At 65.1% G+C, this 12,225-nt stretch carries 12 protein-coding genes and 1 pseudogene; 7 read left to right on the top strand and 6 right to left on the bottom strand.

Annotated features, from left to right (window positions below; all coding sequences use genetic code 11):
• Positions 1-62 precede the first annotated feature (62 nt).
• The 6 genes and pseudogenes from ABZS43_RS28230 to ABZS43_RS28205 form a co-directional block, all read left to right on the top strand.
• Positions 63-548 carry an SDR family oxidoreductase gene (locus ABZS43_RS28230; protein WP_355039004.1) on the top strand — a complete coding sequence of 162 codons (486 nt, stop codon included), beginning with the start codon at positions 63-65 and terminating at the stop codon, positions 546-548.
• Complete coding sequence (locus ABZS43_RS28225) at positions 545-1,402, top strand: SDR family NAD(P)-dependent oxidoreductase (RefSeq protein ID WP_355039003.1); 858 nt, start codon at positions 545-547, stop codon at positions 1,400-1,402. The genes ABZS43_RS28230 and ABZS43_RS28225 overlap by 4 nt, the downstream gene beginning before the upstream one ends.
• Entirely contained in the window at positions 1,389-2,162 is a 774-nt protein-coding gene (locus tag ABZS43_RS28220) for an SDR family oxidoreductase (protein ID WP_355039002.1), read from the top strand. The genes ABZS43_RS28225 and ABZS43_RS28220 overlap by 14 nt, the downstream gene beginning before the upstream one ends.
• A gap of 5 nt (positions 2,163-2,167) precedes the next feature.
• Positions 2,168-2,740, top strand: a complete 573-nt coding sequence (locus ABZS43_RS28215; protein ID WP_355039001.1) for a nuclear transport factor 2 family protein — start codon at positions 2,168-2,170, stop codon at positions 2,738-2,740.
• A complete protein-coding gene (locus ABZS43_RS28210; RefSeq protein ID WP_355039000.1) occupies positions 2,737-3,705 on the top strand; it encodes an LLM class flavin-dependent oxidoreductase in 969 nt (322 codons plus the stop codon). Before ABZS43_RS28215 ends, ABZS43_RS28210 begins: the two co-directional genes overlap by 4 nt.
• A 104-nt stretch (positions 3,706-3,809) precedes the next feature.
• Positions 3,810-4,097: pseudogene (locus ABZS43_RS28205) on the top strand (GTP cyclohydrolase I); the annotation flags it as partial.
• An 11-nt stretch (positions 4,098-4,108) separates the two neighbouring features.
• Here ABZS43_RS28205 and ABZS43_RS28200 read toward each other — a convergent pair.
• On the bottom strand, positions 4,109-4,573 hold the full coding sequence (locus ABZS43_RS28200) for a hypothetical protein (protein ID WP_355038999.1): 465 nt from the start codon (positions 4,571-4,573) through the stop codon (positions 4,109-4,111).
• A gap of 397 nt (positions 4,574-4,970) precedes the next feature.
• Here ABZS43_RS28200 and ABZS43_RS28195 point away from each other — a divergent pair, with 397 nt between their 5' ends.
• Positions 4,971-5,735 carry a GntR family transcriptional regulator gene (locus ABZS43_RS28195; protein ID WP_355038998.1) on the top strand — a complete coding sequence of 255 codons (765 nt, stop codon included), beginning with the start codon at positions 4,971-4,973 and terminating at the stop codon, positions 5,733-5,735.
• A 108-nt stretch (positions 5,736-5,843) separates the two neighbouring features.
• Here the strand turns inward: ABZS43_RS28195 and ABZS43_RS28190 are convergent, their stop codons facing one another.
• From ABZS43_RS28190 to ABZS43_RS28170, 5 genes are all read right to left on the bottom strand, one after another.
• Positions 5,844-7,589: a CocE/NonD family hydrolase gene (locus ABZS43_RS28190; protein ID WP_355038997.1), complete on the bottom strand. Its 1,746-nt coding sequence runs from the start codon at positions 7,587-7,589 to the stop codon at positions 5,844-5,846.
• Positions 7,590-7,673: 84 nt separating this feature from the next.
• Positions 7,674-8,432: an SDR family oxidoreductase gene (locus ABZS43_RS28185; protein ID WP_355038996.1), complete on the bottom strand. Its 759-nt coding sequence runs from the start codon at positions 8,430-8,432 to the stop codon at positions 7,674-7,676.
• Between the two features lie 1,018 nt (positions 8,433-9,450).
• On the bottom strand, positions 9,451-10,374 hold the full coding sequence (locus ABZS43_RS28180) for an NmrA family NAD(P)-binding protein (protein WP_355038995.1): 924 nt from the start codon (positions 10,372-10,374) through the stop codon (positions 9,451-9,453).
• Between the two features lie 55 nt (positions 10,375-10,429).
• Positions 10,430-11,422, bottom strand: coding sequence for a nitronate monooxygenase (locus ABZS43_RS28175; protein WP_355038994.1), 993 nt, complete (start codon positions 11,420-11,422; stop codon positions 10,430-10,432).
• A gap of 37 nt (positions 11,423-11,459) precedes the next feature.
• On the bottom strand, positions 11,460-12,224 hold the full coding sequence (locus ABZS43_RS28170; protein WP_355038993.1) for an enoyl-CoA hydratase/isomerase family protein: 765 nt from the start codon (positions 12,222-12,224) through the stop codon (positions 11,460-11,462).
• Between the last annotated feature and the right edge of the window lies 1 nt (position 12,225).

The following is a 12,225-nucleotide window of genomic DNA, read 5'->3' as shown; positions in this document are numbered from 1 at the left end:
CGATAGACGAAGGCAAAAATTTTTGAGCGTCGAATTCAGAGAACGCGTGGCACTGGTCACCGGTGCCGGATCCGGTATTGGACGGGCGATGGCTGCACGGGATGAACGGCAACCTCGGTGCAACGTTCCGTGGGGTGCGCGCGGCACTGCGGATCATGGCGCCGAAAAGGCGTGGCGTCATCATCAATACAGCCTCGGCGGCCGGCGTGCGCAAGGTCGCCGGAGTTGTCCCCTACTACGGTGCCGCGAAGGCGGGAGTGATCCAGCTGACCAGGGAAGCCGCGGTGGAGGCCGGTGAGTCCGGCATCCGGGTGAACGCAGTCGTGCCCGGTGCTGTACACACCCCAGCCTTCGAATCTTATCTGGGTGCCGACCGTTTCCGGCAGTACGTCGACAAGCTGCCACTACGGCGAATGGCCGAAGCGGAGGACGTCGCCGAAGCCGTCGCCTTCCTGGCCTCTGATCGTGCCGGCGCCATCACCGGTGTCGCGCTTCCCGTCGACTCGGGAATCGGCGCGCTCATGTACCAACCGCCGATGAACCGATGACGGCCACCGACAGCCCGCTGGGTGGCCGGGTCGCTCTGATCACCGGCGCAGGACGCGGACTCGGCGCGTCCCACGCGATCGTCCTCGCCGCCGCGGGTGCCGCGGTCGTAGTCAACGATCCGTCGCTCTCGGTAGACGGGTCCAGGTTCGAGAACTCCGACGTCGCACAGGTTGTGGCCGATTCGATCGTCGCCACGGGCGGCACCGCGATCGCGGACCGATCCGACATCTCCTCCTTCGACGGCGCCACGAAGGCGGTGTACCGCACCCTGGAGACGTTCGGGCGGATCGACATCGTCGTCAACAACGCGGGCATCTTGTCGACTACCGGAATCGCCGGGCTCTCGCAGGACGAACTCGAACGCAGCCTCGCCACCAATGTGACCGGAGCCATCGGGACAGCGCGTGCAGCCTTCCAACCGATGCGTGGGCAGCGCTACGGCCGGATTGTCAACACCGTGTCCGAAGCCGCCCTCGCGCCCGGCCACCACACGGGAACAGCGTATGCCGCGTCCAAGGCAGCGCTGTGGGGTGTGACTATGGCGCTTGCCGACGAAGGCGCAGCGGATGGCATCACTGTCAACGCGATCTCACCAGGCGCACGCACCCGGATGTCCGCCGCGCACCTGGAACGAACGAGATCGTCACTCGACTTGGATCCCGCGCATGTCTCCTCGGTACTCCTCGCACTGGTGTCCGAATCCGCCGCCGACATCACCGGCCGGATCGTGCACGCCGCAGGCGGGGCAGTGCGGGAGTACTTGCTGCGCAGGCAATCCGAGACCGAAATTCTCGCCCGGCTCGCGAACCCGCCGGTGCTGAACGATGAGAGGAATCGCCGTGAGTACGGATAACGTCGATGGTCCGGCACGCAGGCTGACAGGCAAGGTCGTCCTGATCACCGGAGCCGGACAGGGGATCGGCCGCGGCATCGCTCTGGCGCTGGCCCGTGACGGTGCCTCGGTCGCCTTGGTCGGCCGAACCGTGGCGAAATGCGAAGCCGTCGTGTCCGAAATCAGCGCATTCCACGGTACCGCCATCGCCATGGAATGCGATGTCGCCGACCGAGCGCAAATCCAACGTGCTGTCACCACTGCCGCCGAGCGGTTCGGTGGGCTCGATGCACTGATCAACAATGCCCAGTCGACAACGCAGGGCCCATTGGCCGATGTCACCGCCGACGACGTCGAAGTCTCGATGCGTAGCGGGCCTCTTGCCGCCTTGTGGGCGATGCAGGCAGCACTTCCCCTGCTGCGCGAGCGTGGTGGCGGCTCTATTGTCAATTTCGGATCCAGCTCCGCGATCAACGGCGCACCACTGTTCGGTGCGTACGCGATCGCCAAAGAAGGAATCCGTGGACTGTCGCGCGTCGCCGCTCGCGAGTGGGGACGCTATGGAATACGGGTGAATGTCGTCGTCCCGACCGCACTCTCGCCCGCGGCGGAACAGTTCCGCGAGGAACAGCCTGAACGTTTCAAGCAACACGTCAAGCGGCTGCCGCTCGGCCGGATGGGCGATCCGGAGACCGATATCGGTCGTGCGGTCGTCGCGCTGGTCAGCGACGACTTGGCCTACCTGACAGGTGACACGCTGATGCTCACCGGAGGCGAGTGATGCATATGTCTGATTTGCCCCGCCGACTGGCCCGCATGGAGGCACGCTTCGCGATCGGGCAGTTGCCGATTCGCTATGCGCTCGCGGTCGACCAGCGTGATATCCAGGCGTGGATATCGCTGTTCGTCGACGACGTACGACTCGGTAGCCACGGCAGCGGACGCGAGGCGCTGCGCGGGTTCATCGAAACCCGACTCCGCTGGTTCTACCGGTCGATCCACTTGGTGTGCGGACATCGGATCGAACTCGGCCCTGACGTCGGCGACAGCGGCCCCGACACGGCCACCGGCCAGGTCTATTGCCGGGCCGAGCACGAGATAGACGATCGCTGGGTGGTGATGACCATCCGGTACGACGACGACTACCGCCGCGTCGGCGACGAGTGGCACTTCGAGCGGCGGCGCGAACACCACTGGTACGCCGCAGATCTACTCGAACACCCGCAAGCGGTCGGTTTCGACAGCTGGCGCGTCGGCAGCGCACCCACACTTCCGGGACGCGACGAATCGTGGGCCGCGTTCTGGCCGGGAGATCGTCCTGCCCCGACATCGAATCCCGTCCACGGGAGGACACCATGACCGAGGTCGGCCTGTACTTCGATCTGCGCAACCCCCCGCACCGCGAAGGTTCGGCCGCGCGGTTGCACGGATTCACCCTGGAGATGTGCGAGGAGGCCGACCGTCTCGGCGCCGCCTCTCTGTGGTTCTCCGAACATCACCTGTTCGACGATGGCTACCTGACTCAGCCACTGACTTTTGCCGCCGCGGCGGCCGCCCGGACCAGAAACGCCAGGCTCGGCACCGCGATCTTGATCGCGCCCTTGCACTCCCCCGTGGACGTCGCCGAGCAGGCGGCCCTGGTGGATCTGATCTCCGGCGGACGGCTCGACCTCGGCATCGGAACCGGATACCGCACAGCCGAATTCGAGCTGTACAACGTCACCGACCGGGCACGCTACAGCCGGACCGACGACATGGTCCGGCAGCTACGGCAACTATGGTCCGCCGACGGGGTGACCCCGCTGCCCGTACAGGACCCGATTCCCGTGTGGTTGGGCTATCACGGCGCGCAGGGCGCCCGGCGCGCAGGATTGCTCGGCGCACCGCTGCTGACTCCGAATCACGAGAGCTGGCCCGACTACCGGGCAGGACTGATAGAGGCCGGCCACGATCCCACCACCGGCCGCATGGGCGGCGGTATACAGGCCTGGGTGACCGAGGATCCCGAACGGGATTGGCCACTCGTGGCACCGTACATCGCGTACCAGGTCGACTCCTACCGCCGACACATGGTGCACGGCACCGACCAGCCGCTGCCCGCTCCGGTCGATCCCGCACGACTGGTGACCCGCGAGCCGCGCGGCCCGCTGTCCTACTTCTGGTTCGGCACCCCCGAGGACATCGCCGAGCGCATTCGTGGGCTCACCGAAGGGGCCCCCGTGACCACTGTCTATTTGTGGGCCTCGGTGGGCGGCATGCCGGAGGCCATGGTCGCCGAGCACATCAGAGTGGTCACCACCCGCCTCGCGCCCCTGTTGCGCTGAGTTCTCGACCTACAGGAGCGCCGTGCGACCGCCGTGAATCTCGACCAGTCGTGCCGAGGCCGCGGTCCGGGAATTCTGCTCGTCGTCGGCAAGAACCCGGACCGGTCACCGGTCTGTCCAAGCTCGCCCGCGTGGTCGACTTGTACGCCAAGCACCCGCAGGTACAGGAACGGCTGACCAGCCACACGGCCGATGCCGTCATGCGCAAGCTCGACCCGCGCGGAGCGATCGTGGTCATTGAGGCCGAGCATCTGTGAATGGCGATACGCGGTATCCGCAAACCGGGCGCGCACATCACCACCTCGGCGGTACGCGGTTCGCTGCAGTCCGACGCCACCTCGCGCGCCGAGGCCCTGGACTTCATCCTGCGCGATCGAGCCAGGCGGGAGTGACCGATCGACCGCTACAGCTCACAATCGCCGCAGGGCGGTATCCATGGCAAACGGCGCGCAGCGGACGTGATCAGCGACGTATAGGCCTCGGCGAGAATCGCCGTCCGCCGACACAACGACCGCACATCTTCCCCGGCGGCCCCATCACTGCGCAGCTTACGGTGCAGCTCGACCGAGGCTCGAACGACAGCCAGAATAGTCAGCCGTATCTCGCGCCGATCAGGTGCGGAGATGTGAGGCAGATGATCAACAAGGGACGCCTCGATATGTCCGAGCAGGGCCGCGCGCGTTGAGGCCGTACACTCCGTCGGCTCAGCCGCTTCCAGATCGGCCAACTCGAGGGCGCACCGCGCGACACCTGTAGCGACGGTACCGCCTCGAGTATCGATGGAATGACCACGCGCGGCTCGCAACAACTCGAGCGGGGACGGCAGAACAGCGGTGACGACGGCGATGTCAGGTTCCGACCACTTCATCATCAGTTCATTTCAGGCATGGAGCGAGTCCTCGGAGCGCGGGCGGCCACACCGCGCCGTCCGGGGCGACATTCTCCCGATGTCCGCACCGTCGAGCACACCGGGTGGTTCGAAGTTGAACCGGGGGCACACTCGCCGTTGAGGGTGCCCGACCCCGGAGTCTACCATACAAATGGTGTATTTATTGAACTCATTTAGCTCATAGCGTGGGCTGAGCACGGTTACGTTTCCGAGGCCGGACGGCCATGGCACGGGACGCCCGCCCAGGCGGCCTTGCATTCACACATCGGGATCATGGGTACAATAAGTTCACTAGTACACCTGATTAGTCCACACCTGCACAGCAGTATCCGGGCCGCCCGTGTCCGGATGCACCATCCGAGACGAGCGAGGCCCCGTGACCAAATTGGCGAAACCGAGTGCGGTCAAGGTTCCCAAGGCCGGCGAGCTGGTTGCGGCCGACCTGCGCCGTCGCATCATCACCGGGGCACTCGCCGTGGGCGATCCCCTGCCCAACGAAGCCTCCCTGATGGAGACCTACGGTGTCTCCCGGCCGACGCTGCGCGAAGCGTTCCGCATCCTCGAATCGGAATCGATCATCACGGTGCTACGGGGGGCCCACGGCGGAGCCAGAGTGCTCGCACTGGATCCCACCGTCGCCGCGCGATACACCGGGCTCCTCCTGCAGTACAACGGCACCCCACTAGCGGATGTCTACCGAGCGCGAACGGAATTGGAAGTCGCCGCGCTCGGCATGATCGGAAACCAGAAGGGGAAGGCGCTCGCGGCCACCGCCGATCGTATCGACCAGATCATCGCCGAAGGCGCCGAGGTCATCGATGATCCGCAGCGCTACTCCCAGCACGATGTACGAGCGCACCAGACGTTGATCGAGCTGACCGGCAATGTCACCCTGGGCACCCTGTCCGAGATACTGTTCGAAATCATCGCCAGCCACAACCTCGCCTTTATGGCCACGCACAGCGCTGGGCAGGAAGCGGCAGCGGCAAGAGCCGCACAGCGCTCCTGGGCGAAGCTAACGAAGATGCTCCGCGACGGTGATATCGCTGCCGCGCAGACTTATTGGCGGCGCCACCTCGAAGGCGTATCCAAGTTCATGGTCGACAACACCGAGGCCTCGATGGTCGACCTGCTTTCCTGAGCAGGTCCGGCCGCGTGATCGTGCCGCCGCGAGAGGCGTGCGGTGCGGGCGCACACAGGCGGAGCCGCTACCGGTACGGTGGCGGCTCCGCGCCGCTGCGAGTCGGGTCTATCGCGAATCGCCGCGACTGATGATCGGCAGGACGAGACGACTCGGGTGCTCGGGGCCGTGATGAACGCGATTGACAGCGGGGATCATCTGTTCCTCGGACTCGCGAGCGATCACACCGCCGGTGTTGGTATTTCGGTCGTATCGCGGGAAGTTACTGCTCGACACGTCCAGCCGGATGCGATGCCCCGGCAGGAACACATTGGCTGTCGCGGCCATATCGATGGTGACCTCGTAGATCGTCCCCGGCTCCATGAACTCCTCCCGATCGAGCCCCCCGCGGTACCGTGCCCGCAGGATCCCATCGCACAGATTGAGCGCCGTGCCATCGGGAAAGACGTCGACGAGCTTGGCGGTGAAGTCGGTGTCGGCCGCCGACGACGAGACGAACAACGTCACCCTGATCGGGCCGGTGACCTCGACAGCTTCATCGAGAACGGGAGTGGCGTAGCACAGGACATCGTTCCGGCCAGCCACCTCTCGCTGGTCGACCGGGCCGCAGAATCCGGGGGTCGTCGGCAGGGACGCCCCGCCTGTCGTGGGCACCGGCCGGCGCGGATCGTAGAGATAGACATCGCGCTCCGCCTTCGTCGTCGGCTCGATGGTGAGCACACCGTCGCCTGTCGACGTGTTGGCGCGGCCACCGCTGGTCAGCTGGTAGTCGGTCCACCGGGTGTCCGGCAGCGGCCAGTCCTGTTCGTCGCGCCACTGGTCGATGCCCATGACGAAGATCTTCACCGGCGCGACGCCGTCGAGAGCGGTGGTGTCACCGCGGACCCAGCGGTCGTAGAATCTGATCTGCAGATTGGTCAGCCGCAGCGCTCTGGCGGTGGCCAGCGGACCGAACGACCGGTCCGGATACACACCGCCGGTGGACAGGTGATCCCACGGACCGATGATGAGACGCTGCTCGGCGCGCGCCTGCTCCTTACCCACCTCTTTGCGCGCGGCGACGAAGCCTCGGACGGTCGCTCCTAGAAAAAGGTCGTACCAGCCGCCGATATGCAACGCAGGTACCCCCACTTTCGAGAGCTCGGGGCGAAGGTCGATGGCGTTCCAGAATTCATCATGAGCCGGGTGCGCCATGAGATCGTTCCACCATGTGCCGTAGTTCGCGAGGATCGGCACCTCCGCGGTCGGCAGCACGTCGTAGAGAGGCTCGGGATACAGCACCGCCCTGCCCAGTTCGAGTAGCTGATCGACCGTGCCGATTCCCCGCTCGAGGGCCCGCTTCGCGTCGGCGGCATCCATCATGGCGTTCCACCAGGTCACCGCACTCAGCGAGAGGGCACCACCGGTCGAATACCATGGCGTCCGGTACTTGTCGAGGGAGGCGAAGCACGGTGCGATCGCCTTGAGGGCCGCCGGTGCCCCCACAGCCGCTTCCCACTGGGCCATGCCCATGTAGGACGTCCCGGTCATGCCGACTGCGCCGTCGGACCATGGCTGCTCGGCGATCCAAGCGATGGTGTCCTCACCATCGGTTCTATCGGCCGCGTGGGGACGGAATTCCCCTTCCGAGCGAAAGGTGCCCCGGCATTCCTGGATCACGACCGCGTATCCCGCCTCGAGGACGGTCGTGAGATTGGGGATCGTGTCACCCAGCGGGGACTCCATATCCTTGCCATAAGGAATGCGGAGCAGCAGCGTGGGCGCTGTCCCCTCGGCCGGCCGCCACACATTGGCTGCCAGCAGCGCCCCGTCGCGGACCGGAATCCGGACATCGATCTCATACAGATGACTCACGAGGCTCCTCGGTGAACTTCGGTGAAAATGTGCAGTGAATGGCGATCCGTCGGTCTTTACTCGCGCCCGTGGCGCATCGACGCATCACCGGAAGTGCCCACGACCTCCGTCGGCGAACAAAGTACGTCCTGTCATGTAATCGGACAGGCTGCTGGCGAGAAAAACGACGACCCCACCGATATCGTGGATCGGATCTCCCATGCGCTTGATGAAGGAAGGTTTCAGCGCCGCCGTGACGCCCTTGGGACCGACGGACACCGCCCATTCCTCGTAAGCGGGAGTAATTCCCGTGGGACAGACGACATTCACGTTGATGTTGTGGACACCCCACTCGGCGGCAACCGCTTTCGACAAACCACGCACAGCTTCTTTCGAGGCGGCATATGTCGCCATCCGCGCCTCTCCACCGGTACCCGCGGCAGAACCGAAGTTGACGACCTTTCCGGCAGTCTCCTTCAGATGAGGAAAGCTCGCCATCATGAAGTTGTAGGTGCCGAGCACGCTCGAGCGGTAGGCGTCGTCCAAATCCTCCTCCGTAGAGAGGTCGAACGGCACGAGCCGCTGCGTCATGGCCGCGTTGACCAGGATGTCGAGCCTTCCGAACTGTTCGATCGTGGCAGCGACCGCCGCGTCCACCTGTCGGCGTTCCGCGACATCACATGGAAGAGCGATAGCCTCCCCGCCCTCGGCCACAAGAGCCGCAGCCACCTTCTCGACTCCTTCGGTATTCACGTCGATACAAGCGACGCGGGCGCCCTGGCGAATGAATGCGGTTGCACAGCCCGCACCGAGGCCCTGCGCGCTGCCGGTGATGAGAGCGACCTTGCCCTGCAGAAGTTCCACTGGTGAATTCCTCTCGATACGAGGAAGCTTTGTCACCTTCGCATCCCCATCGGTCTCGTGGTGTTCGGCCACACAGATTGGTCGAACATCCCCGCGCGGTACACAGCGATGGCGCGGAATCACGTTCCCCCGATTGCGGTCCGGTGACCGTCGTGTTGTTCGGATTGTGCTCCTCCGTACACACGGGGCTCAAGAATTTTCGCTAGAACAGTGTTCTCCAGGTCACACCGAACCCACCGGCCTAGCGTCGTGTCACAGATCTCACGGGTTGTGCGTCGCCGTCGAGTCCCAGGAGGAACCCACGACGGACTGTTCCAGATCATCCGGCAATCGAGGCTCGCCGATCGTCTGCGGTTGCGGATCGGCTATGTCGTGCCTCGGATCTGGACGAACTTCGTGACCGGTTGCGCGTCGCGGTCGGCACCCGGGTCGGCGTGGAGCCGGAGAGCGAACTGGTCACCGTGGACAGCCTGCTCGCCCGGAGCTCGAGCATCGCGAAATCTCCGAGGGTGGTGAAGCAATGAGCCGTTCGTCGATGACGGTCGCGATGGCAGGACGCCATCCATCCTCGGCGGTATCGGCCAATTCGACTGTGCAGGTGAGACATTCGGGTTCGAATTCGGGTGGGAAGATGTCGAGCGCGACACCGCCTGTGCGATCTGGCTGCTCGAGCGCTGGGGTATCGGTCGGGTCGACAGTGTGCTGGTGGACCGCGCGCGATGCGGTCGCCGAAGGCCTGCGGTCGGCGCCACCGCTGCCGTACCCGTTGACCGACGGCATCCGATTCCAGTGCGACGGAAAGGCGTTCCCGCTGTCGCCGTGTGCGCCTCCGACATCATCGTGGCCACCGCGGCCAAGAGCGGAACGCTCGGCGGATACCGGATCCTGCATCCGGACACCGCACTGTTCGTGCCGCCAGCAGGGCAACAGAGTGAGACGGCGGTTTCCTCCCCCAAGACGCCATATCGCGGCCTTGCGGGAGTAAACCGACTGTTCTGGTGTCGCGGCAGGATCGGTGTCAGTGATTGCCGATCACGAGTCGCGACCGGTGCTCAGCCGCCCATCCGGTGAACGTCTGGAGCCCGAACCCCCACTGCGCGGCGATCGAGCGATCGACCCGATAGCCTTCGACATTCAGCCACTGCTGGTTCTGGACGACTCCGGCGGGCGAACCGGCCGCCACCGCGTCCGCGGCACTCAGATGCCTCGCTTTCACTGCCGATCCCGTGATGTCGGACAGCACCGCGGCGACTTCGGTCATGGTCAGTGATTCACCGGCCAGCGGTATCTCGCGCCCATCGAAGCGTACGGGGTCAGCGAACACCTCAGCGGCGACCTTGCCGATATCGGCGGCCGCGATCAGATCCAGCCGCGTTTCCGGATCCATCGCCGTGGTGATCTCCCCGTTCGCGAGCGTGGCAAACATCATGGCGACCTTCGGTGGCATGAAGTTGTCCATCATGAACGCGGGTTTGAGGATGATCCGGTGCGGAAGCGAACTCGAGCGAACGAGATCGTTGGCCGCGGCTTTGCTGGTCCAGTACAGCGGCCACCATCGGTTCTCGTTCCATCCGGCGAACTGTTCGTGTTCGTCGGCCCGCGCAACGGAGGTGTGCACGACAGTGCGTACACCGGCGTCGACGGCGGCGGTGATCAGATGGTCTGCGGCACGCCGCTCCCGGTCAGGATCTTTCGGGTGCGGCGGCATCTGCATGGAGAACACTGCTTCGGCGCATGACACCGCCGCGCGCAGCGCGTCCTTGTCGTCGAAATCCCCCCGGTGCAGTCGAACACCGCGCTCGGCAAGCCCGAGCGCGGACTCGGATTCGGGGTCACGGACAAGCGCGTGCACCGGTCGGCCTGCCTCGAGCAGAGCATCGATAACGGCACCGCCCTGAGCCCCGGTTGCGCCCGTGACGAGTACGGCTCCGGACTGTTCCATCATTTCTCCTGATCGACGTAGTGGTCGGGTGTTCCGGATCTGCGCCCTGGCACGATCATGAGGCAGCCGGTGACATGCTGGACGTCGCCGTGACAAGTCGAGAATTGATCAATGTCTCCGCCTCCCGGACGATTTCGGAGACGACGTCCTCCACGGTCGAGATGTCGTGGATCAGGCCTTGCGCCATACCGACTGTCCAGATTCCGTAGTCCAGGTCACCGGTCTCGTAGACCTTCCTGCCCCGGGCACCGGCGACCAGGTCGCGCACGTCCTCGAATGCCGCACCGGCGCGGAGCAAACCGACGACCTGCTTGCTGATCGCGTTGCCGGCCACACGGGAGGTATTGTGGAGCTCTCGGAAGATCAGATCGGTGTCCCGGATATCGGCATCGCGGATGGCATGTTTGACGTTGTCATGGATCTGGGCCTCGACGGTGCACATGAACCTGGTGCCCATATTGATGCCCTCGGCCCCCAGTGCCAGCGCGGCGACAAGGCCACGGCCGTCGGCGAAACCTCCCGAGGCGACGACCGGGATCTCCAGGCGATCCACCGCGGCCGGGATCAGCACCAACCCCGGAGTGTCGTCCTCACCAGCGTGACCCGCGCATTCGAAACCGTCGATACTGACCGCGTCGACACCGAGGCGCTGAGCCGACAGCGCGTGGCGAACGCTCGTGCATTTGTGCACGACCTTGATGCCGGCCGCTTTGAACGCCGCCACGTGCTCGCCCGGATTCGAACCCGCGGTCTCGACGACAGTGACCCCGGAGTCGATGATCGCCTGCCGGTATTCCGCGTACGGCGGCGGCGAAATCGACGGCAGGATGGTCAGATTCACTCCGAAAGGCTCGGAGGTCAGGGCCTGGCATCGTTCGATTTCCTCTCGGAGCGCCCTCGGGTCGGGTTGGGTGAGCGCCGACAAGAAGCCGAGTGCGCCAGCGTTGGCGACCGCCGCGACGAGCGGCGCTGTCGCGACCCACTGCATGCCGCCCTGGACGATCGGGTGCCGGATGCCGAACAAGTCGGTGAGCCTGGTGGTGATCATCGTCCATCCGTTCCGCGCCGAATCGAGCGGTTCGTAGTCATCGGCCGACCTGCTGCTGCACGAATTCGTGGTGCTCGCGGGAGGCCATGCTGTAGCGCTCGGTCATCAGCGAATGCCCGACCGGTCCAGCGAGACTCGACTCCAGATACATGTTGAGCGCGCGTTTGGTGTCCTGCAGCGCGCCTGCGGGCTGGGCGGCGAGTCGCTGAGCGATGGCCATAGCTTCGTCGACGACGTCGGTGCGCGGCACAACCCGGTTGACCAGACCCATCGCCTTGGCTTCGTCCGCGCCGATCCGTCCACCCAGCAGCAGCATCTCCTTTGCACGGAGAAGGCCGACGTGCAGCGGCCACGCCACACCGCCGTCACCGCACACGAGTCCGACGGAGATGTGCGGATCAGCGATGAATGCCGAGTCCGCCATCACCACGAAGTCGCTGAAAGCCAGGAAGCTGGCACCCAAGCCGACCGCCGGACCGTTGACAGCCGCGACGATCGGCAGCGGGAAATGGACGAGTTCGACCAGCAGGCGACGCGCTTCGTCGACATTGCGCCAGCGCCCCGCCGGCTCGAGTGACAGCCGCATCATTTCGTAGTCGCCCCCGGCGCTGAATGCCTTCCCCGCCCCTGTCACCACGACGCAGCGCGCGTCGGGATCGGCAGCCAGTTGCGGCCACAGCGACAGGAAAGCGTGGTGCATGGTCACGCTGGTGGCATTGCGGCTCTCCGGCCGGTTCAGAGTAACCAGTCGCACCGGCCCATGGGACTCGACCAGGATTTCCGGTTCGGTTTCCTCACTCATG

This window comes from Nocardia sp. NPDC005366 (genome assembly GCF_040606855.1).
Lineage (GTDB): Bacteria > Actinomycetota > Actinomycetes > Mycobacteriales > Mycobacteriaceae > Nocardia.
The sequence above is the reverse complement of the archived record's forward strand: the minus strand, read 5'-3'. Positions and strand labels throughout refer to the sequence as shown.

Coding starts and splice junctions, on each gene's coding strand:
- ABZS43_RS28225 (WP_355039003.1), top strand. CDS start 545: ATGACGGCCACCGACAGCCCGCTGGGTGGCCGGGTCGCTCTGATCACC.
- ABZS43_RS28215 (WP_355039001.1), top strand. CDS start 2,168: ATGTCTGATTTGCCCCGCCGACTGGCCCGCATGGAGGCACGCTTCGCG.
- ABZS43_RS28210 (WP_355039000.1), top strand. CDS start 2,737: ATGACCGAGGTCGGCCTGTACTTCGATCTGCGCAACCCCCCGCACCGC.
- ABZS43_RS28200 (WP_355038999.1), bottom strand. CDS start 4,573: ATGAAGTGGTCGGAACCTGACATCGCCGTCGTCACCGCTGTTCTGCCG.
- ABZS43_RS28180 (WP_355038995.1), bottom strand. CDS start 10,374: ATGGAACAGTCCGGAGCCGTACTCGTCACGGGCGCAACCGGGGCTCAG.
- ABZS43_RS28175 (WP_355038994.1), bottom strand. CDS start 11,422: ATGATCACCACCAGGCTCACCGACTTGTTCGGCATCCGGCACCCGATC.
- ABZS43_RS28170 (WP_355038993.1), bottom strand. CDS start 12,224: ATGAGTGAGGAAACCGAACCGGAAATCCTGGTCGAGTCCCATGGGCCG.